This window comes from Enterococcus sp. SB12 (genome assembly GCF_030910025.2).
Lineage (GTDB): Bacteria > Bacillota > Bacilli > Lactobacillales > Enterococcaceae > Enterococcus_B > Enterococcus_B faecium.
In genome coordinates this window covers 70,574-95,998 of record NZ_CP175675.1, presented here as the reverse complement: position 1 = coordinate 95,998, position 25,425 = coordinate 70,574, and the positions used below count along the sequence as shown (strand labels likewise).

Here is a 25,425-nt window from a genome sequence, read left to right as displayed (position 1 = left end):
TCACTTACTTTTACAGTGCTGCCAATGCATTTTCCGCCGCAGCTTGTTCTGCTAATTTTTTCGATTTTCCTTGTCCAGTGCCAATCAATTGATCATCTACATAAACTTCGATCCAAAATACTCGTTCATGAGCTGGACCTTCTTCATTGATCAATCGGTATTCGATTGATACATCACCTGATTTTTGCAAGACTTCTTGTAGTTTTGTTTTATGATCCATCTCATGTGAAAAAGCACCTGCTTTGACTTTAGGAAAAATCACTTTTTCGATGAATGCATGGGTCGTGTCGAATCCCTGGTCAAGATATAACGCGCCTAAAAAAGCTTCGAATAGGTCGCAAAGCAATGCTGGTCGCGTACGTCCTCCTGAATTCTCTTCTCCCTTGCCCAACAGAACATATTGATCAAAGTGACATTCTTTGGCAAATTTCGACAAGCTGTCTTCGCGAACGATCGCAGCTCGTGTTTTTGTCAATTTTCCTTCTGGCAAATGAGGATATAAACGGAATAAATACTGAGAAACCATCAGTTCTAAAACGGCATCTCCTAAAAATTCAAGTCGCTCATTATCCGATAATTGCAGATTGCGATGCTCATTCACATAGGATGAATGGGTAAAAGCTTGTTCAAGCAAATTTAGATCGTGAAAAACGATGTTATAGTTTTCTTTTAGTTCTTTTGTCAGCTGGTTGTCCATTTTCCACATTCCTTTTATGGATATTTTTTCGATACTTCCTTATTATACTGGTTTTTTGTCAAATTTGAAATGGTTCGGTCAAAAGGTAAGTAAAGCTTTAATAATCCTAGTGATTGTCGAAAAGTTGTGAAAAATTCGTTTAGTTTCGAGTATGAAGAAAAAATTTTGTGAAAATGGCTTTCCATATTTTTGCATAAATTTGACTTAATACCGAGAAACTGGACTTTGTACACCGTTTATTGGAAAAGTCATGGAAACAGCGCCTTGACCTGAATATTAGAGAAATAAACAGAAAAATATTAAAAAACCGAAAAAGGACATCGCCCTTTTTCGGTCATTTTTAGTGATTATGAACGTGAATCTGCTGTAACAGAAACATTTGCCCATGGGTTTGGTACATCATAAGACCAATCCCAGTCTTTGACACGGTCGTTGACTGGCAATACTTCATTACGGAACAACGTTGGAATCGCAAATGCTTCTTCAAACGCATATTGTTGCCATTTTTGATATGCTTCTTTTTGGTACTCTTCATCAAATGCTTTGCTTGAACTGATATCGTTGATCAATTTTGTATTTTCTTCTGATTCATAACGAGTGTAGTTGAACGCAGCATTTGGTCCCCATAGTCCACTTGGATTTGGATCAGTTCCTGTATTCCAAGCAGCTTGGTAAACATCGATTTCAGGATCATCGTTTTCTAATTTATCATAGAAAGAGTTGAATTCGATCAGACGACCTGTTGTGTATTGGACATCCAAACCAATTTCTTTCCATTGTTGGATATAGTAATCTGCCAATGGTTGCGCTGTTTCCCCACCGGACATCGAAGCAAAGTTGATTGTTAGTTTATTTCCATCTTTGTCTTCTCTTAAACCATCGTCATCCACATCTTTGTAGCCAGCATCATCTAATAGTTTTTTCGCTTTGTCTAGATCTTGTGTGAATCCTTTCATCTCATCATCATGATATGACTGGAATACTGGAGGAATCAATGAAGTCGCATTGCTTCTCAAACCTGCATAGAAACGTTCACCTACTGCATCATTATCTAGTGCATAGCCCATTGCTTGACGTAATGATTTATCAGCCATTTTTGAATCTGGATTGTATTCCACACTCTTTGTATCTGCATTCCATTTACCTAACTTGAATCCTAGATAAGTATAAGAAGTTTGTTCACGGCCTAAGTTTGTATAGCCAGCAATTTCTTTATAGGTATCGTAAGTATCTGTTGGCATTTGGAAAATCATATCATATAATTTAGAGTTCAATGCTTCAGTTGCACTTGCAATCGGTACAGATTTCATCGTGATCTTTTTCAATTTAGGCGTACCATTCCAGTAGTGCTCGTTTGGCAAGTATTCTACTGATTCTCCTGCAACGATATTACTCATGTAATAAGGGCCAAAAGTCACTGGATTTTTACGTACTTGATCGCTTGATTCCATATCTTTGATTGCTACACCTTCTAACGTATGTTTTGGTGCTGCATATGACCAGATACCACCACCCGATTGAAGCATGCTTGGGTTTACTTCTTTATATTCGATTTCAACTGTTTTGTCGTCTATTTTTTTGATTCCGGAGATTGTGTCGGCACTTCCATCATGATATTCTTCCATACCTACGATGTTACGGAATTTGTCGTCATAACGGATACCAGTGTAATCTTTATTCCCAATGATTTCGTAAGGGAAAATCACATCGTCCGCCGTTACATCTTCACCATCTGACCATTTGACGTTGTCTTTTACTTTGATTGTCGCTTTTTTCGTATCTTCATCTAGATCAAGCGTTGCAGCTCCGTCGTCTGTGATTCTGAAATCGTCATCGTTTGCAAATAGCGGTTCATGAGAAGGAGCCATAAAAGCTGCATCATATGAATCTTGGTAAAACTCCCACTGGAACAATCCTTTAAACTGACTGTCCGTTGCGACCGCAGCTTCTAATTCGCCGTCTTCGATTGCATCATCATTATTTTTTGTTGCAATTGGAAAAGTTAATTCCTCTTTGTTATTGCCGTTGCCTCCAGAGTTGTTTCCAGAGGTATCTGTACCTCCGCCCCCGCATGCTGCAAGAACGACAGCAGACATCAGCGCTGCAAATCCAAAAATCGTTTTCTTCATTCCTATTTCCCCCTTCGCTTCTATACTAGCCTAACCGTTGGCGCGCATCTGCAGAACGCTTGAATGCTTGTCCAACATAATTGATACTCAACATCAAAACTAAAATAAGGATTGATGCGGGTAACCAGATCCATTGCCGATTCACTAAGACTTCTCCGTTACTTGCATAACCGATCAATGTACCTAAACTAGGTACATTTGCCGGCAAGCCGAAACCTAAGAAAGTCAAAGTTGTCTCGATACCGATGTTTGCCGCAAAGTTCATCGTCAAATTAGTAATGATTAATGAACTTAGATTCGGCATGATTTCGCGGAACATGATTTTAAAATCATTGGTTCCCATTGTTTTTGAGGCACTGACATAATCTCTTCTTGCTTCAGATAATGTCTTGCTTCGGAATAATCGGGCTTTAGCTACCCAATAAAATGCACTCATGATGAAAATAAAGGACCAGACATTGTATCTGGAAATAATCGATACGAAGACGATAATGATCAGCATGATCGGTAGAATCATGATAAAATCAACGATCCGCATCAAGATGTTGTCAATGATCCCTCCGTAGTAGCCAGAGATGATCCCTAATCCAACCCCGATGATCGAAGTAAGGATCGTGATCGCAAATCCGATCGTAACAGAGTTTCTAGCACCTATGATCAATTGTCCTAATACATCACGTCCGCCTTCATCTGCTCCCAGAATGAACTTTTGTCCTTGTGTCGAAACTGTTCCTGGTGCAGCGTATTTGTCGAAGATACTAACATACATCACTTTGTCTTGATCGGTCAGCATCGCACCGATAAAGATCACTAATAATAAAACCACTAGCAAACCTAATGAAAAAATAGCAATTTTATCTTTTTTAAATTCTCGAGCAATCATTCGTATCCCCATAGGAGGAATACTTTCTTGAACTGCTGTATTGTTTTTTTCACTCATCGATCCATTCTCCTTTCTGATTGGTTTTATTGAATCCGAATACGCGGGTCAACGATACTCATGATGATATCTGAAAGTAATGTCCCCACTAGCGTCGCGATTCCTAAAATCAATACTAAGGATGTGATCACGGTATAGTCCCGTTGGCCGATGGAATCAATAAATAGTTTTCCGACTCCCGGATAACCAAAAATCTTTTCGATAACTACAGAACCAGCAATCAACGAAGTGATTTCATACCCCATTTGAGAAGCCATCGGCAACGCTGCATTTCGGAAAATATGTCGACTGAATACTTTATTCGTCGGTACCCCTTTGGAACGGGCTGTTCTGACAAAATCGAGCGATTTCGAATCGATTACTTCACTTCGCAGATATTGGATTGTGACGGCAGTCGCCAAAAATGCTTGGGTAATTGATGGTAACAGAATATATTTCAAACGGTCTATCCATTGAGTGATAAATCCACCTTGCAAACCTAGTGTTTGTGATCCACTTGTTGGGAACCAGCCTAAACGATAACCAAAAACAAATAGCATGATCAAGCCGAAGATAAATAAAGGAACAGCAAAACTAAAGAAGTTGTAGATTACGACAATCTTATCCAAGATTGAATTTTGATACCGGCCAGCAAGCATCCCCAGAGGCACAGCAATCAAATAAGTAAGGACAACTGTCAAGATCGATAGATATAAAGTGTTGATGATCCGTTCGCCGATCAAGTCAGCAACAGAGCGTTTGTATAAGAAACTTTGACCAAAATCGCCTTGCAAAGCATTTCCGATCCAACGGAAGTACTGGACATACCATGGGTCATTCAAGCCAGCTGCTTGTCGCATCTGTTCGATCACTGCCGGATCCTGATTTGGATTGATCAAACCGGTAAATGGATCCCCCGGCATCGCTTGGGCTAATAAGAAGATCAGAACACTTAAAATAATAACTTGCGGGATCATCAATAAAACACGTCGCAGAATCGTTTTCCACATTAGCTTGCACCTCCATCTTTCAACGCCACTTTGTGTGTAGTTGTGATCGTACGCAAATCGTAGACTCGACCAGTCGCATCATAGTATTCTTTTTGGTTTTGGATATACTCTTGTTCTACTCTTCGTCGATTTTCTTTGTGGGTTTCCCTATTTTCTACATCGATTTGCGGAATAGCTGAAAGCAGACGTTTCGTATAGATATGTCGCGGGTCATTATAAATGTCTTCTCTTGTACCGATTTCTACAAATCGACCTTTGTACATAATTGCGATATTGTCGCACATGTGTTTTACTACACCTAAATCATGTGAAATGAATAAATAGCTGAGGCCGTATTCTTGCTGGATTCGTTTCATGAAATTCAATACTTGCGCTTGAACAGATAGATCCAGAGCAGATACAGGTTCATCGGCTACGATCAGTTTTGGATTGGTAGCAACAGCACGGGCTACTCCTAGACGTTGACGTTGTCCGCCTGAAAATTCATGAGGATATTTATATAGCGCATCTTCCGGCATCCCAACGATATCTAGCAGTCCTTTTACCTTTTTCTTTTCTTCTTGATCGCTTAACCGTTCAAAATTTCGGATGGGTTCAGCAATGATATCCAACACTCGCTTTTTAGGATTCAAACTGGACATTGAATCTTGGAAGATCATCTGCACATCCTTGTTATAACCCATTTTTTTGCGGTTGCTTCGCTTCGTTACATCTTTTCCTTCATACATGATTTGTCCGGCTGTCACCTTTTCTAATCCCACAACGGCTTTTCCCGTAGTAGATTTTCCAGAGCCAGACTCTCCCACTAAACCATATGTCTTTCCTTTTTCGATAATAAAATCCACACCATCTACAGCATATACATGATCCGTTACTCGATTGAAGAATCCACTGCGAATAGGGTAATGAACTTTCAGGTCTTTGATTGTGATTAATTCTGTCATCTACACCTCTCCTTTTTCGTCTCTAAAGTGGAAATGCTTATAGCAGGAGCAACGTACCAAGTGGTTCGGTGCGACTTCATGAAGGATAGGCTCTTCTTCATGATCGCTTGCTGGTATCCATGGAATACGTGGTGCAAACCGACAACCTTTACGAGGCATGTTTTTCAGAGAAGGAACGACACCTTCGATCACATGGAGTTCTGCATCATGATTTCCTTCTTGTGGTATAGAGTTCAGTAAAGAGCGTGTATAAGGATGCTTAGGATGATCAAACAGTTCTTTTACACCTGCTACTTCAACGAACTGTCCGCCATACATCACTGCCACTCGATCAGCCATTTCTGCTACGACTCCTAAGTCATGAGTGATCAAGATGATCCCTGTTTTTGTTTCTTCCTGAAGGTCTTTCAGTAAATCAAGAATCTGTGCTTGGATGGTTACATCTAGGGCTGTCGTCGGTTCATCTGCAATGACGATTGGAGGTTTGCAGGCGATTGCGATTGCGATGATGACACGTTGTCTCATACCGCCTGATAGTTCATGGGGATATTGGCGTCCAACTCTCGCAGGATTAGGAATCCCTACTTGTTCTAGCAATTCTAGTGCACGAGCTTGACGCTGTTCTGCATTCATCTTTGTGTGATAGGAAAGTCCTTCTTTGATCTGGTCTTCGATTCTCATGAGAGGATTTAATGCAGACAACGGATCTTGGAAAATCATTCCGATATCATTTCCGCGGATTTTATTATAGAGCGTTTCGTTCAGGTCGATTAAATTCAGATCGTTATATAAAATCTCACCTGTAATTTTTGTGTTATTAGGATCAAGTAATCCCATAATCGTAGTAGCCAAGGTACTTTTCCCGCACCCAGATTCCCCAACGATTGCTAAAATCTCGTTTTTGTCTAAAGTAAATGAAACGTCATCTACTGCATCGTAATAGTCATCTTTGAGTCGGAATCCTGTATGTAGGTTCTGAACTTCTAATAATTGGTTATCGGACAATCGAATACCCCTCTCTGCTTCCTAAATGGAAGTTTTTCTTAATAAAAAAGGACATTACACAGAATAAAGTGTTTTATAACAAAGGTTATTCTTATCTTTGTGTAATGAATTATTAATAATTATATAGAAAACCGCTTTACTTTGCAACATAATTTCTGTTTATCGCCAGAATTATCAGAAAAATGATTTTTATGTGTCAAAAAGATTAAAAAAAGAAGGATAAAAAGGGCTCTATACTTTTTGATGTTGGTGGATGACACCAGCATCTTTTTTATTTTCCAAAACATATAGAAAAGACACCTTGAAATCCTTTAGAATTAATTTGGCGAACCAACCCAAAAGGAGGAATCAAGATGTCTTACACTCACCTTATCAAAGAAACATTAGATATTCTAGACTTATCAGTTACTTTTAACGAAAATTGTCTCACAAAAGAAAAATACAAAGGGCAAATCTGTCATATTTATCGTGGAAACTTGATTTATACAGCCCAAGAATGCATCCACTGTAAACACCAGATTGCTTCAGATATTGTGCGTTGGGGTACAACAACCGTCCGGTTGTTAATGAACGATGTTTCTGAATACCGTACCTACCTCGAATTGAAAAAGCAACGCTTCAAATGCAAAGCTTGTCAGCGGACCTTTGTCGCAGATACTTCTGTTGCGAAAAAACATTGTTTCATCAGTGAGAAAGTCCGCTGGTCTGTCGTGACTCGTCTGAAAAAAAATACCTCAATGACAGAGATCGCCGCTCAGAAAAATCTATCGGTCTCTTCTGTTTACCGTATTATGAAGCGATTTTATCGTCCGTTGAATCCTTTTCGGACACCGTTACCTAAGGTACTTTGTTTTGATGAATTCAAATCAGTTCGGGGTGTTTCAGGTGCTATGAGTTTCATCATGATGGATGGACAAACACAGCGCTTATTGGACATTGTCGAGAACCGACAACTGCCTTTTTTAAAACGTTATTTTAGTCATTTTTCACGAGAAATTCGTGAAGCGGTCGAATGGATCGTGATTGATATGTACGCTCCTTATGTATCGCTCGTTAAAAAGCTGTTTCCAAAAGCACAGCTGATTATTGACCGGTTTCACATCGTCCAACATATTGGTCGTACCTTTCGCAATCATCGAATCAAAGAAACGAACCAACTATTAAAAAGCAAAGAACAAAAACACTATCAATTAGGTAAGCAATTAAAAGATACTGGAAACTTCTTCAAAAAGATGAACGCAAGCTTGATTATACTCGACGCCTTTGGCGACCTGGCTTCAAAGCTCATTTAACAGAGACCGATATTGTGGATCGCTTACTGAAAGGGAGCCCTGCTTTGCGTGTAGGCTATCAGTTATATCAAGACTTTCTTTACGCTGTAAAGGAACGAGACTACGTATCGTTTGAAGAACTACTTACCAATAATATCATGCTTCCCGAAGGCTATCAGACGACCTTGAGAACGTTCCAGAAATTTCTGCCACAAATCAAAAATGCTTTACAACAAAGTTATTCAAATGGCCCACTTGAATGTCTGAACAACCATATCAAAGTGTTAAAACGAAATGCATATGGCTTTCGTAGCTTTTATAATTTCAAATTGCGCATCATGATTCGTCATGGCAACGCATTGATTTTCAACTAAAAAAGATCAAGAGGAACTGATCCACTTGATCTCCAATTATTCTAAGATTTCTCTTTACCAACATCATTTGACAAAGAGCCATAAAAAGCTGTATGCAGCTTTTTATCCTTCTTTGCTTTTATTTGAAATTATTTAAGATGGCTGCTGATATAATCTACTGCGCCACCGACTGTTTCAATTTGTTCAGCATCTTCATCTGAAATTTCCGTACCGAATTCATCTTCAAGCTCTAAAACGAATTCCATAATACTAATTGAATCAGCTTTTAAATCATCTTTGATGTTCAATTCATCCGTCACTTTATCGGTATCTATCTCAAAATGATTTGAAATAATTTTCGCTACTTTGTTAAATACTTCTTCGCGAGTCAACTTTTTCACCTCCAAGAATCATACACTTGTCAATTACCTACGCCATGGCTAATTTTACTGGCATTTTTCAGGAATGTCCACCTTTTTTTCAATGGAACGGATCGCTTCAGATATCCAAATGCTATTCTTCGCTTTTTTCAAATTGTTCGACTAATTGTCCAACTACATCTGTCTCAAGCATTGTGTGGATTTGGCGGATCGTATAGCGAACAGCATCGGAGCCTGTTGCTCCATGAGTTTTAATGACTGGTGCTTTCAAGCCAAACAAAACGGCACCGCCATGTTTGGAATAATCCATTTCTGCTTTCAAAGAACGTAAGCCGTCTTTTAAAAGCATAGCGCCCATTTTTCCTTTGATCCCTTCATTTAGAATAGCAGATTTTAATAGATTCATCATATTCATTGCTGTTCCTTCAATAGATTTCAAAACAGCGTTGCCTGTAAATCCATCTGTGACCACTACATCAGCCACACCATTGAGTAGCTCACGAGCTTCTACGTTTCCAATAAAATTCAAGCTTGTTTCATTCTGAAGGAGTTCATAGGCTTTTTTCGTCACTTCACTACCTTTTGTTGCTTCTGTTCCGTTGTTTAAGAGTGCGACACGAGGACGTCCGATACCTCGGACTTTACGTGCATAAAAAGAACCTAAAATACCGTATTGCAACAAATGTTCTGGTTTGTTTTCTGCGTTAGCGCCAAGATCCAGCATATCGAAACCGGCACCTTCTTTCCCTACTACTGGCAAGGTAGACATCAAGCCAGGGCGTTCGATATTTTTGATACGTCCTACGATGAACAACCCTGCTGCTAGTAGCGCGCCTGTATTCCCTGCTGAAAATACAGCATCTGCTTCACCGTTTTTCACTGCTTGTGCAGCAAGGACCATTGATGCAGTCTTTTTTCGTCGAATTGCTTTTACTGGCTCATCATCACTATTGATTTTTTCGTCTGTATGGATAATCGTGATGTTTTTTTCATTTGTTAAGTATTTCTTGATTTCTGCTTCTTTTCCGTAAAGTAAGAATTCTACTTCTGGAAAATCTTGCTGCGCTAAAGCCACGCCTTCTACAATTGCTTGAGGTGCGTGATCTCCGCCCATTGCATCTACGGCAATTTTCATTGTTTCCACTCCTTTTTCCGTCATCAGTATAAAGTATAGCACAGTCTGCTAATCGAAATAACGATTATCCTGATTTTCTATTTGGAGGCTTTGCGCTAAAGGCTGATACTCAGGAAGCATCTGCCAATCCTTTATCTGCCAAAGGGCTGCAGCCTCTTCTCTGGCTACCTCCAAAACATTTCCATCCGTCACCAAGTCAGCAATCGCAAATTGAGGCAGACCAGATTGACGGAAGCCAAATACTTCACCAGGACCACGTAATTCCAGATCTTTTTCGCTTAGTACAAAACCATTGGTGGTCTCTGTCATGATTTTCATCCGTTCCACACCTAGTTCATTTTTAGGATTAGCAACTAAGATACAGTAGGAAGCATCACTTCCGCGTCCAACACGTCCACGAAGTTGATGCAGCTGTGCCAATCCAAATCGATCCGAATCCATGATCAGCATGACGGTCGCGTTCGGCACGTTTACCCCTACTTCAATTACAGTAGTCGAAACTAATATCTGCATCTGGTTGTCTTTGAAGGCTTCCATAATCACTTCTTTTTCCTGATTCTTCATTTTACCATGTAACAAGCCAACTTCATATTTTGGTGCAAATAGTTCACGAAGTTTTTCATAGATTTCCACTGCATTTTTTACATCTAATGCTTCTGATTCTTCAATCAGCGGACAGATGACATACATTTGATGTCCTCTTGCCAGTTCTTTTTTCGTCCAATCCAGTACACTGTCCAATTGAGGTGTTCTTACCCAGCGTGTTTCGATCGGGATACGTCCAGCTGGAAGTTCATCAATGATAGATACATCCATCTCACCATATGCTGTAATAGCTAATGTTCTAGGAATCGGAGTCGCTGTCATAAATAAGACATCTGGTCGCCAGCCTTTTTCACGAAGTACTTTCCGCTGGTTCACGCCAAAACGGTGCTGCTCATCCGTAATAACTAGACCTAAATTCTGAAATTCGACTCCATCTTGGATCAATGCATGTGTGCCGATCACGACGTTAATTTCCCCTTGCCCTAGTTTTTCAAGGAGCTCACGTCGTTCTTTTGCTTTCGTTGACCCCGTAAGCAATGCGATGGTTACTTCATTGGGATCAAACAGCTGTTGCAAGCTTTCCATATGTTGTTGTGCCAAGATTTCTGTAGGCACCATCAACGCACCCTGGAAACCTGCTGTAACGGTAGCGTATAACGCAATCGCGGCAACCACTGTTTTTCCGCTACCTACATCTCCCTGCAAAAGTCGCTGCATATGCTGCGGACTGCGAAGATCCCGACAGATTTCATTCGTTACACGTTTTTGTGCATTTGTCAGTTCAAAAGGTAGCTTTTGAGTAAATTCTTTCAATTTTTGGACATCATAAAGGATCTCCAAACCATTCGTTTCTGCTTTTTCTGCTTTTTTCAATCCTTGAAGACGCATTTGAAATAAAAAGAACTCTTCAAAAACGACACGTCGTTTGGCTTGATGGTTTTCTTCGTGGTCTTTTGGAAAATGCATACTTCTTACAGCAGAAGCACGGTCAAGCAGTCGATATTTCTCCACAAGGTTGTTTGGCAGATTTTCTTCAATCAATGTGCCGTATTCTTGAAACCCTTTTTTGATTAGATCAACTAATGTCGTTTGACGAATTGATTTGTTGACGTGATATATCGGGGAAAAGTCATCCATTGTTTGAGAACCTAAAATCTTCATCCCGTTCAAGGCTTTACGCTTTGCATCCCATTTACCGTATACGGCGATTTCCTCCGATAAAATGACTTTTTCTTTTAGATAAGGTTGATTAAAAAAAGAAACGTTGAACACATCATGTTCTTGCATCATACGAAATTGCAATCGGCTTTTTTTATAACCAAATCGATTCATCACCGGAGGCGAGACTACGATTCCTTTCAAAGTAACCTTTTCTTGATCCTGGATCTCGTTTAGATTTCTTTCCTGAATATCTTCGTAGCGAAAAGGATAATAAGTCAGTAAGTCTTCAATCGTTTGGATGCCCAAGCTGGCAAGACTAGCTGCTCTTTTTTCTCCGACTCCTGCCAGCATAGTGATTGGATCATCTAAAGAACGCATAAATTTTTCCTCCCTCCTTTAACAAAAAAAGGACTTGGTCAGCGATCATACCTGATCACTAACCGAAGGCCTTTTATGAATGAATACTGTGTTAGAAAGATATTCTGACACAGAAATTATTCAGCAGAAAATAGATAAGGATAGACAGGCTGATCTCCTTGGTGGATCTCGATTTCCAAATCAGGATGTTTTTCTGTTAGTTTCTCAGCAAATTCATTTGCTTGTTCAACTGTTCCTTCATCACCTGCCAAGATCGTTACGATCTCTGTGTCCTCATTGATCATTTGTTCTAGTGTACTTAACGCTGTTGCTGTGATATCTGGGTTAGAGATCAGGATTTTTCCATCGATCATGCCCAAAAAGTCTCCTTCTTTGATCTCTACACCGTCAATTGAGGTATCTCTGATCGCGTGAGTGACTTGACCGCTCACAACGCTAGACAACATTTCTGTCATCGTTTCTTTGTTTTCTTCTAAAGAAGCTTGATCGTTGAATGAAAGCATAGCTGTCAATCCTTGGGAAATCGTTCTTGAAGGAACAACTGCTACTGGGATATCTGCTACTTCTGCTGCTTGATCAGCTGCCATGAAGATGTTCTTATTGTTTGGCAAGACAATCACTTTATCTGCGTTTACTTCTTGAATCGCTTTAACAATGTCTTCCGTACTTGGATTCATTGTTTGCCCACCACTGATAACATAATTAGCACCTAAACTTTCAAACAGCTCTTGGACGCCTTTACCAGCAGCGATCGCTACGATACCATACGGGATACGTGGTGTTTCTTTTTTCGCAAACTCGTTCACTTCTTCATCGTGTTCCAAAATCGTCTCATGCTGCAAGCGCATGTTGTCGACTTTGATTTTGACTAATGAACCGAATTTTTGTCCATAATTCAAGACTTCTCCTGGGTTTTCTGTATGCACGTGGACTTTGATGATCTCGTCATCATTGACCACAAGTAAAGAATCTCCTATACCATCTAAATAGTTACGGAATTCTTCGTAATCGAATGTACTATCAACTGTAGGTCCTTCTCCGATTTTTACCATGATTTCTGTACAGTAACCAAAATGGATATCTTCTGTCGCCATTTGACCTTGGACACTGCGATGATGTTCTGCATTGACCATATCATCCATTTCTGCTGGAGAAGGTTCATATGTTTCATCCGCTTGGAATTCTCCATTCAATGCACTTAAAAATCCCTCATAAACAAACAGCAGTCCTTGCCCTCCACTGTCTACGACACCGACTTCTTTTAGGACTGGAAGCAAGTCTGGAGTTTTAGCTAAAGCACGTTTTGCTCCTTTTACAACAGCTGTCATTACTTCAACGACATCATCAGTACTTTTTGCTTTCTTTTCTCCAGCTTTCGCTGCTTCTCTAGCTACTGTCAAAATCGTTCCTTCTACTGGTTTCATTACTGCTTTATACGCAGTTTCAACTCCATGAGTGAAGGCTGCAGCAAGATCAGAAGCATTTAATGAGACAACATCTGGAATTTGCTTAGAAAATCCACGAAACAATTGAGACAAAATAACGCCGGAATTTCCGCGCGCACCCATCAGCAATCCTTTTGAAAGCATTGCTGCTAATTCTCCTACTTTTTCTGAGGTTGAATCTACTACTGCCTTAGCTCCACTAGTCATAGATAGATTCATATTTGTTCCCGTATCGCCATCTGGCACAGGGAATACATTTAATGAATTGACGTATTCTGCATTTACTTGCAGACGATTCGCACCTGCCTGGACCATTTCCTGGAACTGGCTTGCACTTATTTCTGTTACACTCACCTAGATAATCCTCCTTCAGATCGACTGCTGAGTTACCAGCCAGTCTCCTGCCTAGTCTGGCAGTACACGAACACCTTGTACAAAGACATTAACTGAATTGGCAGTTACGCCTAATAATGCCTCTAGATTGTATTTCACTTTTTCTTGGACGTTGCGGGAAACTTCAGAGATTTTCGTACCATAGCTGATAATCGTATAAACATCTACAGCAATACCATTATCTTCTTGGCGGACAACTACTCCTCTTGAGTAATTTTCTTTACGCAAAATCTCAGTAATATTATCTTTAATTTGATTTTTGCTGGCCATTCCTACAACACCGAACACATCTGTCGCGGCGCCACCAACAACTGTTGCAATTACATCATTGGTAATTTCAATGGTTCCAGCTGACGTTTGAATTTTTACAGCCATGAATGAGCCTCCTTAACGGGTAAAAAACTCCCATTTTTCTTCTATCATATTTTATCATAGCGCAACTTGAAATAAAAGGCAGTTACCCAAAGTACTCAAAAACCTTGCAAAATTTCAGGTATAACCTTGTTTAATTTACAATTATTCTTCTCAATTGTCAATTGTATCTATGAAAATGTACTTGCAAATTCCCATTCTATATGATATGTTAGTCTGGTATGAGCTGAATTATTCTATTGCTCCAAATCAAGGCAAAGGAGGAAATTACCATGGCAAAAGTTTGTTACTTTACAGGTCGCAAGACAAAAAGTGGAAACAACCGTTCACACGCTATGAACTCAACAAAACGTACTGTTAAACCTAACTTACAAAAAGTTCGCGTTATGGTCGACGGAAAACCTAAAAAAGTTTGGGTGTCAACTCGTGCTTTGAAATCAGGAAAAGTTGAACGCGTTTAATTGAATGATACTTGGACCGTTCAGATAGTGAACGGTTTTTTATTTAATAAAAATTTTTGAGGGTGGGACTTTTGATTCCTACCCTTTTTTTTGCGTTTATTTTTGTTATACGAACAAATTATGAAGTTATTTATTCTAAATTTTATTTTTTTGTGAAAACTAGACTCTTTTTAAGCAGAGAAAAACAAGGATATGATAAACTAAATACAACTTCATAGAAATTTGGTGGAAAATAAATATGAAAAAAAATTTAAAGTCATTCTTTAGAGAAAACGGACGCTACGCAGCAGCTAGTTTCCTGATTCCGTTTTTGATTTTAGCACTTGTTTATCTAAGTATCGGGATCTATCCTGGAAGCAGCAGAAGTATTTTGGCAAGTGATGCCTTTTCACAGTTTTCTAATTTTCATGCCAGCTTCCGAAATGTTCTTCTTGGAAAGCAAAGTATTTTTTATACATGGAATGCTTCTCTAGGATTGAATTATTTATCTTTAATTTCTTACTATCTAGGCGGGATCTTCACGCCACTGGTGTTCTTTTTTCCAAACCAGATGATGCCAGATGCACTGTATGTTCTGACTTTGCTTAAGGTCGGCTGTGCCGGATTGGCTTTTTGGTTTCTTGCACGTACGTTCAAGATTCCTCGCTGGGGGCATGTTGCACTTAGCGTCAGTTACGCATTGATCTCATTTATCACTGCACATTCGGAGATCATCATGTGGCTGGATGCATTTGTTTATCTTCCATTAGTGATTTTGGGGATTCATCGTGTTATGGATCTTAAACGGCCGAAACTTTTATTTGTCAGTTATTTACTCTTGTTTTTATCCAGTTTTTATATGGGTTTTATGATTGGCGTCTTTTCTTTCTTATATTTTATCGCCCGTCTATTGACAAACTGGTCAGAATATAAAAATACGATTGTTCCTTATGGTATCACTTCTTTACTGGCAGGCGGCGCTTCAATGATCATTGTATTGCCAGCAGTGCTGGATCTTCGGTCAAATGGCGAGGCACTGAGTCAGATCACTACGTTGAAAACAGAAGCGGCTTCTTATCTGGATCTAATCATGAAAAATATGATTGGTGTTTATGACACGACAAAATACGGATCGATTCCGTTCGTTTACGCAGGTCTGCTACCATTAGTCCTCTGTCTGTTTTATTTTGCCAGTCGGAAAGTACCGTTGAAAAATAAATTTTTGTACGGCAGTCTTTTCGCCATACTTATCGCAAGTTTTTATCTTGTTCCATTAAATTTGTTCTGGCATGGTATGCATGCACCGAATATGTTTTTATTCCGTTATTCCTATCTGTTCTCTTTCTTAGTGCTCCTGCTTGCAGGAAAAGGATGGGAAAAGATAGAACAAGACGATCGTGGGCTGTTGTTAGGAATCATTTTGGTCGTAGCTGCTCTCTTTGCGGTGGCATGGGGCATCAAACCTGAAGGAAGCTACACCTATGTGACGATGACTTCTTTTGTATTGACAGTGGTTTTCTTAGGGATTTATGCTTTTGCTGTGGGATTTTATCAGCATAAAAAACTTTCATTCAATCATCTGAGTATATTGTTATTATTGATCATGTCTGCTGAAGCACTGGTCAATACGAACAGCATGATCCATGGTATCCTTGATGATTGGAATTATGCTTCCCGCAGTCTATATACTGATCCTTATCCTGACTTGAAAGCTCTTGTAAATGAAACAAAAAAAGATTCCGACTCGTTTTACCGCTTGGAAAATCTGGATCCAGTATCTGCAAACGATTCGATCAACTATGGTTACAGTGGTATCAGTTTGTTTTCTTCTATAAGAAATCGTAATTCTTCCTCTTACCTGGATAAATTAGGTTTCCGTTCAAGAGGGACAAATTTGAATATCCGTTATAACAATAATACTTTGCTGATGGATGGGTTTACAGGAATCAAATATAACATTTCTAAAAACGAAAGCACGTTCAGTAAATATGGCTTCCGCCAAGCTGGTCAAAGCGGCGACTATACACTGTATCAGAATGTCAATGCATTGCCACTAGCATTTACTGCACCGTTGTCCGTTAATGATGTTGAGCAGCCAGTGACAGATAATTTGACCAGTCAGACAAACTTGATCAATACATTGTCTGGTCTAAATGAACAGTATTTTACATTCTATACACCTACTTTGAAGAATCAGTTGAATACGACGATCACAAAGACAACGACTGGCGTCACTTACTCAGAAACAGCAGATAACCAGCCAAAAGAGCTCACTTGGGAAGTCCATGTGCCTGCAAATACACAAGCTTACTTAAGTTTGTTCCCAACCAATTTTGCACAATTAGAAAGTTCTAGTGCGACGATCACTGTCAATGGTACATCGCGAAAAACGCAAATCAACATTTCTGGTCAATACTATGATCTTGGCTATTATCCTCAAGAGACAACAGTGACATTTACTGCAAGTTTTTATGGGACGAAAGAAATAAGTTTCATGGAGCCTAAAGTCGTTGGTCTAGATGTTGTAGCCTATCAAGCCGCAATGAATCAGATCAAAGAAAAAGGTGTCGAAATGGAAGCCACTGGCAGAAAAGCTTCTGGGACTGTAAATACCGCTGAAGATTCCATGTTGGTGACAACTATTCCTTATGACAAAGGATGGAAAGCTAAAATTGATGGGAAACCAGTCAAGGTCAGCAATTTCAAAGACGCATTCTTGATGATAAAAGTTCCAGCAGGTAAACATACTGTCACTTTCAGTTACCTGCCTGAAGGATTTACGATAGGTGCAATCCTTTTTGTCCTATGTATTGCATTGTTTATTCTTTATGTCTGGTATCTTAATCGCAATCGCCCCTTTCATGGTACGATTGATCCAGCAATAGAAGAACAACCACGAAACACACACAGAAGAAGACGTAGAAAATAAAGAAACGATGGGACCTGTGTCACTCTTCTATTTAAATGGCAAAAATTTCAATCTTTAAATGACAAAAACCACCTGATTTTTGGTGGTTTTTTATATACCTATGACTAAACTATCTCTTGCTGCTTCGACAACTTCTACAGTGATCTTATCCATTTGATTGATTCTTAAAATCCGATCAATCTGCGCAAATAAACGATGAATAAGCCTAAAATTTCCTTTTGTGATCTTAATGATAGTTGTGATAGCCTCATAATCAGAAAAATCTTCTAGCTTGATATCAATTCCTAAATCTGCCCATTTGTATTCCAAAATATGATGTGTTTCGTCCTTACTAAGGTTATCAAATTCATGTGCAAATCCTATGCGAGAGTAAAGCTGCGGATAACGAGACAATCTTTTTTCAATACCAGGCATACCGATAAGAACCATTGCCAGATCATTTCTATCGTAAATATCTCTTAGCTGTTCTAAATGCTGAAGCTTTAAACGATCAATTTCATCGACAATAATTAAGTCAATTGCTTCATAGGTTTTAGGCACAGGAGGATCTTCTTGATTGTATTTTAGTACCATATGCATTGCTTTAGTCAGGCCTATTCTACTAGTTATTGTGTTAATATCCGAACTGACACGAGACATCTTTTCAGCTGGTACAGTATAAAAAACTTTATTTACACTTAATATTTCATCTGTTGCATTTATCAAAAACAAGAAAAAGTCTGAATATTCAAAAAAATAACGGTGTACATTTTTAAAAGGAGATGTATAATCGAGATTGAGAAAGCGTTTTTCTCAAAATTTAATGAATTAGGAAGTGATTACTATGAAAAAATTATTTAGCGCACTTTTTATTCTGTTATTTGGTTTTATTGGTATTGGGACTTCTGGAAATATAGTTAAAGCTAGCACGATGGTTGAACAAACAAGTGAAATGGCAAAAACTTTTAGTCAATTAACACCAGAAGAACAAAGTTACTTCAAATCCAAAGGATTTAGTGATAAAGATACTTTTTACACTCAAAAGATAGAGCCTCAAGATCCGAAAACACGTTTTTCTGCAAATGTATTGCGGTTAACCGCATCTACTAAAAAAATTACTAATACGCAGGGGCGGACAGAATATATTATAACAAGTCCCAATTCGGCGATGTATCGTATTTCTACACGCTTGAGTTTAGGTAGTGCAAAATCATATACTCAAACAGTAAACCTAGCTAATTCTTATGGTTATGGTGGAGGAATGTATTTTACATTTACTGGGAAAAGACAATATTACAGTGTAAAATTAGCTATGCAAGTTTATAATACATTTGGTGTAGGGTCAGTCTCTTGCACTGCGGGAGGATTGACAATAGGAAAATGATAATTTCTTACTATGTCTTAAATAGAAGTGATGATGAAGGACTCTTCGTTTTTCAATCATTACATGAGGATACGATGCTAAAAGAGTTTTATAATCGGATTAAGAATAAACAGATAGAAACAAATTTATATTTTTTAAGTGACTCTATCTTGCCTTTTATTAGCAACCCTAAAATTCTTAACTTGTTGCAGACAAAAGATTTGAAAAGTTTACCGATTATTGTCATTGATGAGGAAATTGTAAAATATGGCGCTTATCTAAGCGTAGAAGAATTAGAAAAATTAACTAACATTGGAATGAGTATTCAGGAGGATAATGGGGTACATGGAACATAGAATGAATATGCACAGTTGAGAACGGAATTTGACATTTATTTAGTCCAACAAGGTATACCCTGTTGGTCTTTTTGTGCGTTCATGATATACTTGGTGTCATTTTTATATTTAAATGGCACAAATATTTCTAATTATTTGTCATTTAACGCTGAAAATTTTTGCTATTTATCTAAAAAAGTTACAGGATACTCATTTGGCCTTCATAGAATTTTCTAAATATGAATCATCAATGAATTTAATTAAAAAAATAAGTAGGGCAAAATATAAATGTTTTTGCCTTACTTGTTTCCATCAGTTTAGTTTTAAATTGATAAGTTATATAGTTATGGTTGAATGTGTGTCTCGCATATTAGTATTTTTACCATCTGCTAGTTTTATTATTAATCTATAACAATAGATAATTTATAATTCGCATATTCATTAAGCTGTTCCAAAAAGCTGTTCATTGATTTTTTTGAAGTAAATCTACATTCCAAAAGATAACAGCCCCCTCCACTAATCTTATAATTTCTAATCAAGAATTTTTCATGATTTTTAATAAATGATAAATAGGGTTTATGATTTAAATTTTGCGTAATTATACTTAAAAAAGCGTGAATCGAAAACCCTAGCTTTTCCATATTTAATTTTACTGTATAATTTTCAATAACTCCACTTTCCTCTAGTTTTGTCACTCTCGCCGAGACAGCGGGTCCAGTCAAATGTACTTTTTCTCCAAGTTCTTTCATTGTGATTCGACTATTTTTTGATAGTTCCTCAATGATATTTATATCTGTTTGGTCTAACATGGTAAACAACCTTTCATAAATTAAGTAAAAATAGTAAAAGACTTTTTTTGTTCGGTTTATTTATTGTATGGAATTGAATTATACTAAAAATATTTCATATCAACAAAAAGGAGACAACGTTTATGAATATACATCACATTCGTAATGCAACAGCTATCTTAGACTATGGAGGTAAAAAATTTTTAATTGATCCAATGTTAGCGGAAAAAGGAACACTTCCACCATTTATTTCGAAAGGTCCTTTTCCATCACCAAGAAAAGATCAAATGAATCCTCTAGTTGATTTGCCAATGCCAGTCGAAGATATTATCAACGGTATTGATGCTGTTATTGTAACACATTTACATCTAGATCATTGGGACGATATAGCGAAAGAGGTCCTACCTAAAGAAATAAAATTATTTGTGCAAGATGAAAATGATGCGAATGAAATTCGACTATATGGTTTTAAAAATGTGGAGGTACTACGAGAAGACACAGTTTTTGAATCTATACAATTGGTTAAAACAAAAGGCAAACATGGCAGAGGAGAAATCTTGAATTATGTAGGTAATGTTTGCGGTATTGTTTTCAAACATTCGACTGAGAAGACACTATACTTTACAGGAGATACAGTTTGGTATGAAGCTGTTAAACAAACTATTGATCAGTATAAGCCAGAAATCATAGTAGCAAATGCTGGAGATAATCATTTTTTAGTTGGAGAATCTCTTATTATGGGGAAAGACGATTTATATGAATTGCATAAAGCAATACCAGATTCCACAATTATTGCCGTTCATATGGAAGCTGTAAACCATTGGGGACTGTCAAGAGAAGAATTAAAGTCTTTCAATAAAGAAAAAGGAATTTCCGAAAAAGTTTTAGTGCCTGAAGATGGAGACAACATCTTTATTTAAAAAAATAAAAGATTATTAATAAAGGGATAGATGCTACTGTATCAATCCTAAAGAGTAAAATAAAGTACTTAGTTTAAGTACTTTAAGAATGTAGACAAAAGGATCAGTTTCCTCTTTACTAAGAGTGTAGACTGGTGCTTTTGCTATTTTTGTATAATAAAAGATATGAAGACATATGTTCCAACTGCCAAGTGGACAACTTTTTCAGATTCATTGCAGCAAAAACAATCAGCGTATACACCTGATTGTTTTCCAAGTCTCGATACTTGATGTAGCGCATTCCATGCTTTTCCTTTGCGACTGCAAAAACGCGTTCAATCGTTTTCTTTTTTTTATATTTTTCGCGGTTGTATGCCGTATGGCGTAAATATTCTGCTTCATCTTAAGTAGTTATCACTTTTTTAGATAAATAGCAAAAATTTTCAGCGCTAAATGACAAATAATTAGAAAAATTTGTGCCATTTAAATATAAAAATGACAAACCTGTTCCGACTGTCCTCATTAAGGGCAATCAAAACAACGTTCCATCGTTTTTTGGTTACAGAAAAAATAGGTAACAAAAAGATGATTCACTTATCAACGCCTCGTCCACAAGTCACGATATTCATCAAAGATGAGAAGCTGTTTTTTGAAATTGTTCCTTGTGACTCAGAGTTAAATGACAGGCTCACGACCTCTTTCTTAAACGGTGTTCAATCAGCTGACCTTCGGTATTAGCTCAAAACGCTGATTTCACAACCTCTTCCTTAAACGGTGTTCAAAAGCTTGCATCTGCGGTAATAAGCCCAACCAAACGAAAAATATGACGAGCTATTTTTGTTTGGCTGTTCTTATTACTTGATGCAGGATAGCTTTTTCACAACCTCTGATTCACGGTGTTCCAGAAGTAGCTCCTTCGAAAATAAGCCGAAATTTTGCAAAATTTTGAGAAGTAATTTTCGTAAATTCCTTCTTATTTCTTGAAGCTGACCACTTCTGTCACAACCTCTTATTCATATTTCACTTCATACAAATAAAGTCCTTCAGGATGTGCTGTAGGTCCTGCTGCATTACGATCTTTTTTCGCAATAATATCTGGGATACTATCTTCAGGCAATCGGCCATTGCCAATTTTCAAAAGCGTTCCTACTAAGATCCGTATCATCTTATACAAGAAGCCATTTCCCCTAAATGTAAACAACAATTCGTCTTTTGTTTCATTTACCTCCATCTTAGCCTCGTAGATCGTACGTACTTTATCCTCTATCGAGCTTCCTGATGCACAAAAAGAGGTGAAATCGTGAGTCCCTAATAAATCAGGAAGCGCCCGCTGAATTTTTTCCAAATCAAGAGGGTAAGGAAAATAACTTGCATAATGGCGTCGAAAAGGACTGCGTGGTTTCCCTATATCCACTCGAAATTGATACGTCTTTTCTTTAACCAAATATCTTGCGTGGAAGTCTTCTGAAACAATTTCTACTTGTCTTACAGCAATATCCTCTGGTGACTGGGTATCTAGCGCGAAACGCATTCGTTCTAACGGACGCTCCTCTGGATAATCAAAATGGATTACTTGCCCGATCGCATGTACTCCGGCATCTGTCCTTCCCGAACCAAAGACCGTGATTTCTTTTCCATTTGCCATTTTTTGTAATGTTTTTTCTACTTCTTCTTGAACAGTACGCCCATTTGGCTGTTTTTGGAATCCATTAAAATTTGTTCCGTCGTACGCAATGATTGCTTTGTAACGTACCATGTTTTTCTCTCCTTTGTTCCTAAAAGGTTATCTGGAATAATGATTTTTTTATAAAATTTTTTCGTTCTTTCTTTTCAGATAAAAGAAAGAGGCCTGTGACCTTAGTCTGCCACAGACCCTAATATTTCTTGTCATACACTGCTCGCATCCTTTCTTGCAAACAGATCAGCAAGAAAAGAATAGATAGCGGCCCACTGAACGTTTATCCTCTTAAAAAGATCAGTAGCACAGTTAATAATACAAAAGCAATGATAACCATCGTGTCTCTATTATGCCAATGCAATACACGATATTTCGTTCTTCCTTCCCCACCTTTGTAGCCTCTTGCTTCCATAGCAGTCGCAAGATCTTCCGCACGGTTGAAGCTGCTGACAAATAAAGGAATCAGCAAAGGAATGACTGCTTTCATTTTCTGAACTAGGTTTCCTTCACCAAAATCAACACCGCGAGCGCGCTGAGCGTTCATGATCTTTTCTGTTTCGTCCATCAATGTAGGCACAAAACGAAGAGCAATCGACAGCATCAATGAAATTTCGTGGACTGGGAACCGTACGGCTTTCAATGGACGAAGCAAGTACTCAATCGCATCCGATAATTCCAAAGGCGGTGTAGTAAGCGTGAGTAGAGTCGACATAAAAATGATCAACACGAATCGACAGAAAATAAAGAGGCCGTTCATCACACCAAATTCAGTGATATGGAAAACACCCCAACTCCAATAAGTTTCTCCGCCACTTGTAAACAAGACCTGCAAAGCTACAGTGAAGAGGATTAGCCAGATCAATGGGCGAATGCCTCGGATAAAAAATTTCAAATCTACTTTTGACAAGAAGACAGAAAGTAATGTGAAAAATGCCAACAAAAGGTACGTTTCCCAATTATTTGCTAAAAAAATGATTCCGATAAAATAAAAACTGGCTAATAATTTAGCTCGGGGATCCAATCGATGGATCAAGGAATCTCCAGGCATATAACGACCAAATATCAATTTATTCATCATGGGCATTTCCTCCAGCATAATGGACAATAGCGTCTGCTAATTCTTCAGCTGTCAAAGGCAAGGTAGCAAAGTTCATCCCTTTAGCCATTAATTCTTCTGCAAACTCGGTGGCAGTAGGTACGCCTAGTTGTTTTTCTTTTAGCCATTCAATGTTTTGAAAGACCTCTTGCGGCTCCCCGCTATTAACGATTCGTCCCTTTTCCAACACATAGACATAATCTGCAAAATTGGCTACATCATCCATTAAATGCGTAACTAATACAATAGTGATCTGTTGTTCCTTATGAAGACGCCAAAACATCTCCATCATTTCTTTTCTACCCTGGGGATCAAGTCCTGCCGTTGGTTCATCCAATACAAGTACTTCCGGCCTCATGGCAAGCACACCAGCGATTGCTACTCTACGCATTTGCCCTCCTGAAAGTTCAAATGGCGAACGTTCCAAATAGCTTTCATCCAGCCCAACTTGTTCTAATGTTTCTTTTGCTAGGACTAGTGCTTCTTCTTCGCTGACACCAAAGTTTTTAGGACCGAAAGCAATGTCTTTTGCTACCGTTTCTTCGAATAGCTGTGCTTCTGGAAACTGAAAGACGATACCAACTTTTTTTCGGATGGGCTTTAAATTCTTATTATCCGTATCCGGCTGAATATCTCGTTCTCCAATATGGACTGTACCGCTTGTTGGCTTAACAAGCGCATTCAAATGCTGAAGTAAGGTTGATTTCCCGCTTCCGGTATGCCCTACTAATGCAGTATAACTGTTTTCTTTGATCGTCATATTGATGTCAAATAAGGCTCTTTGTTCAAATGGTGTATTCGGCTGATAAGTGAAGTCTACTTGTTCAAAACGGATGTCCATAACCAATCCACCATCCTTTCTTCTGTCATATATTCACTTGGCACATCAACCCCACGTTCTTTCAGTGCGCTCTTCAGTTTTTCAGGAAATGGTAGATCCAGACCTAAGTCGATCAGTTCAGGACCAGCAGAAAAAATTTCTTTTGGTGTACCTTCGCGGACAAGTTCTCCTTGTCTCATCACTAGTATCCGATTGGCATTAGCTGCTTCATCAATATCATGAGTGATAGATATAACGGTCAATTGACTTTCTTCTTTGATCTTCTTGATCGTAGAGATCACTTCTTCACGACCTTCTGGATCTAGCATACTGGTTGCTTCATCTAAAATAATGATATCAGGTCGTAAGGCAACCACGCCGGCAATGGCAACACGTTGTTTTTGCCCTCCTGATAAACGAGCAGGCTCGCGTGAAGCAAACTCAGCCATTCTAACTTTCTCAAGTGCATCTTTCACACGCACTAGCATTTCTTCTCTGGGAATCCCTTGATTTTCAAGACCAAAAGCAACGTCATCTTCTACTGTCGAACCAACAAACTGATTGTCTGGATTTTGAAAAACCATTCCAACCATCTGTCGGATCGTCCAAATATTTTCTTCATCCAATATTTGATTTCCCACTTTCACGATCCCTGATTCTGGCAGAAGCAATCCATTGATCGTTTTGGCAAGTGTCGATTTTCCTGAACCATTGTGTCCAATAATAGCGATCCACTCACCTTTATCAATTGTAAAGGAGACATCTTTCAATGCGGGGCGAAGATCATCTGGCTGGTATTTATAATTTATCTTTTCTAATTCAATAATTGGCTCCATGATTACTCCTTCTTCATCCTAAAGTTCCTACTAACACTATCAAAAAAAGACAAAATTTTCAATTATTTCTCGCTTAAAATGTTTTTTTATGCCTTCAAACATATCTGTCATGACAGGTAATTGA

At 38.4% G+C, this 25,425-nt stretch carries 22 protein-coding genes and 2 pseudogenes; 6 read left to right on the top strand and 18 right to left on the bottom strand.

Features of this window, described 5'->3' with window-relative positions:
• Positions 1-10: 10 nt before the first annotated feature.
• The 6 genes from rnc to RBL01_RS00490 form a co-directional block, all read right to left on the bottom strand.
• Positions 11-697 carry a ribonuclease III gene (gene rnc / locus RBL01_RS00515; RefSeq protein WP_002287896.1) on the bottom strand — a complete coding sequence of 229 codons (687 nt, stop codon included), beginning with the start codon at positions 695-697 and terminating at the stop codon, positions 11-13.
• A 347-nt stretch (positions 698-1,044) separates the two neighbouring features.
• Positions 1,045-2,826 carry an oligopeptide ABC transporter substrate-binding protein gene (locus RBL01_RS00510; RefSeq protein WP_038809567.1) on the bottom strand — a complete coding sequence of 594 codons (1,782 nt, stop codon included), beginning with the start codon at positions 2,824-2,826 and terminating at the stop codon, positions 1,045-1,047.
• A 25-nt stretch (positions 2,827-2,851) separates the two neighbouring features.
• Entirely contained in the window at positions 2,852-3,766 is a 915-nt protein-coding gene (locus RBL01_RS00505) for an ABC transporter permease (protein WP_002287893.1), read from the bottom strand.
• A 26-nt stretch (positions 3,767-3,792) separates the two neighbouring features.
• Entirely contained in the window at positions 3,793-4,755 is a 963-nt protein-coding gene (gene opp4B / locus RBL01_RS00500) for an oligopeptide ABC transporter permease (RefSeq protein ID WP_002287892.1), read from the bottom strand.
• A complete protein-coding gene (locus RBL01_RS00495; RefSeq protein ID WP_038809568.1) occupies positions 4,755-5,699 on the bottom strand; it encodes an ABC transporter ATP-binding protein in 945 nt (314 codons plus the stop codon). The genes opp4B and RBL01_RS00495 overlap by 1 nt, the downstream gene beginning before the upstream one ends.
• A complete protein-coding gene (locus RBL01_RS00490; RefSeq protein ID WP_002287889.1) occupies positions 5,700-6,704 on the bottom strand; it encodes an ABC transporter ATP-binding protein in 1,005 nt (334 codons plus the stop codon).
• Positions 6,705-7,057: 353 nt separating this feature from the next.
• On the opposite strand from RBL01_RS00490, the pseudogene RBL01_RS00485 reads away from it, so the two are divergent.
• Positions 7,058-8,349: pseudogene (locus tag RBL01_RS00485) on the top strand (ISL3-like element IS1251 family transposase).
• Positions 8,350-8,477: 128 nt separating this feature from the next.
• Here RBL01_RS00485 and acpP read toward each other — a convergent pair.
• The 5 genes from acpP to RBL01_RS00460 form a co-directional block, all read right to left on the bottom strand.
• Positions 8,478-8,720: an acyl carrier protein gene (gene acpP, locus RBL01_RS00480; protein WP_002294295.1), complete on the bottom strand. Its 243-nt coding sequence runs from the start codon at positions 8,718-8,720 to the stop codon at positions 8,478-8,480.
• 121 nt (positions 8,721-8,841) lie between these two features.
• Positions 8,842-9,843, bottom strand: a complete 1,002-nt coding sequence (gene plsX / locus RBL01_RS00475) for a phosphate acyltransferase PlsX (RefSeq protein ID WP_038809569.1) — start codon at positions 9,841-9,843, stop codon at positions 8,842-8,844.
• 48 nt (positions 9,844-9,891) lie between these two features.
• On the bottom strand, positions 9,892-11,928 hold the full coding sequence (recG, locus tag RBL01_RS00470) for an ATP-dependent DNA helicase RecG (protein ID WP_038811038.1): 2,037 nt from the start codon (positions 11,926-11,928) through the stop codon (positions 9,892-9,894).
• Between the two features lie 116 nt (positions 11,929-12,044).
• A complete protein-coding gene (locus RBL01_RS00465; protein ID WP_002301169.1) occupies positions 12,045-13,727 on the bottom strand; it encodes a DAK2 domain-containing protein in 1,683 nt (560 codons plus the stop codon).
• 51 nt (positions 13,728-13,778) lie between these two features.
• Entirely contained in the window at positions 13,779-14,141 is a 363-nt protein-coding gene (locus RBL01_RS00460) for an Asp23/Gls24 family envelope stress response protein (protein ID WP_002294298.1), read from the bottom strand.
• Positions 14,142-14,410: 269 nt separating this feature from the next.
• Here RBL01_RS00460 and rpmB point away from each other — a divergent pair, with 269 nt between their 5' ends.
• Together rpmB and RBL01_RS00450 are read left to right on the top strand one after the other, a co-directional pair.
• Positions 14,411-14,599, top strand: coding sequence for a 50S ribosomal protein L28 (gene rpmB / locus RBL01_RS00455; protein WP_002290463.1), 189 nt, complete (start codon positions 14,411-14,413; stop codon positions 14,597-14,599).
• 238 nt (positions 14,600-14,837) lie between these two features.
• Positions 14,838-17,507: a YfhO family protein gene (locus RBL01_RS00450; RefSeq protein WP_307780835.1), complete on the top strand. Its 2,670-nt coding sequence runs from the start codon at positions 14,838-14,840 to the stop codon at positions 17,505-17,507.
• A gap of 90 nt (positions 17,508-17,597) precedes the next feature.
• Here the strand turns inward: RBL01_RS00450 and RBL01_RS00445 are convergent, their stop codons facing one another.
• Positions 17,598-18,218 (bottom strand): AAA family ATPase, encoded by a 621-nt coding sequence (locus RBL01_RS00445; RefSeq protein ID WP_002317547.1) that lies wholly within the window; start codon positions 18,216-18,218, stop codon positions 17,598-17,600.
• A 112-nt stretch (positions 18,219-18,330) separates the two neighbouring features.
• Here RBL01_RS00445 and RBL01_RS00440 point away from each other — a divergent pair, with 112 nt between their 5' ends.
• Together RBL01_RS00440 and RBL01_RS00435 are read left to right on the top strand one after the other, a co-directional pair.
• A complete protein-coding gene (locus RBL01_RS00440; protein ID WP_002301170.1) occupies positions 18,331-18,870 on the top strand; it encodes a hypothetical protein in 540 nt (179 codons plus the stop codon).
• On the top strand, positions 18,867-19,205 hold the full coding sequence (locus tag RBL01_RS00435) for an arsenic metallochaperone ArsD family protein (protein WP_002317041.1): 339 nt from the start codon (positions 18,867-18,869) through the stop codon (positions 19,203-19,205). Before RBL01_RS00440 ends, RBL01_RS00435 begins: the two co-directional genes overlap by 4 nt.
• A 380-nt stretch (positions 19,206-19,585) precedes the next feature.
• On the opposite strand, the gene RBL01_RS00430 is transcribed toward RBL01_RS00435, so the two are convergent.
• Positions 19,586-19,993, bottom strand: a complete 408-nt coding sequence (locus RBL01_RS00430) for an Lrp/AsnC family transcriptional regulator (protein WP_038810297.1) — start codon at positions 19,991-19,993, stop codon at positions 19,586-19,588.
• Positions 19,994-20,115: 122 nt separating this feature from the next.
• Between RBL01_RS00430 and RBL01_RS00425 the strand changes: the two genes are divergently transcribed.
• Positions 20,116-20,892, top strand: a complete 777-nt coding sequence (locus RBL01_RS00425) for an MBL fold metallo-hydrolase (protein WP_002294305.1) — start codon at positions 20,116-20,118, stop codon at positions 20,890-20,892.
• 187 nt (positions 20,893-21,079) lie between these two features.
• Here the strand turns inward: RBL01_RS00425 and RBL01_RS00420 are convergent.
• From RBL01_RS00420 to RBL01_RS00400, 5 genes and pseudogenes are all read right to left on the bottom strand, one after another.
• Positions 21,080-21,274, bottom strand: a pseudogene (locus RBL01_RS00420) (transposase); the annotation flags it as partial.
• A 606-nt stretch (positions 21,275-21,880) separates the two neighbouring features.
• Positions 21,881-22,627 carry a tRNA pseudouridine(38-40) synthase TruA gene (gene truA, locus RBL01_RS00415; RefSeq protein WP_002298563.1) on the bottom strand — a complete coding sequence of 249 codons (747 nt, stop codon included), beginning with the start codon at positions 22,625-22,627 and terminating at the stop codon, positions 21,881-21,883.
• A 202-nt stretch (positions 22,628-22,829) separates the two neighbouring features.
• The gene (locus tag RBL01_RS00410; protein ID WP_002288724.1) at positions 22,830-23,627 is read right to left on the bottom strand and encodes an energy-coupling factor transporter transmembrane component T family protein; all 798 of its coding nucleotides are present in this window, start codon (positions 23,625-23,627) and stop codon (positions 22,830-22,832) included.
• Positions 23,617-24,486 (bottom strand): energy-coupling factor ABC transporter ATP-binding protein, encoded by an 870-nt coding sequence (locus RBL01_RS00405; RefSeq protein WP_002288722.1) that lies wholly within the window; start codon positions 24,484-24,486, stop codon positions 23,617-23,619. Before RBL01_RS00405 ends, RBL01_RS00410 begins: the two co-directional genes overlap by 11 nt.
• On the bottom strand, positions 24,462-25,301 hold the full coding sequence (locus RBL01_RS00400) for an energy-coupling factor ABC transporter ATP-binding protein (protein ID WP_002288720.1): 840 nt from the start codon (positions 25,299-25,301) through the stop codon (positions 24,462-24,464). Before RBL01_RS00400 ends, RBL01_RS00405 begins: the two co-directional genes overlap by 25 nt.
• Between the last annotated feature and the right edge of the window lie 124 nt (positions 25,302-25,425).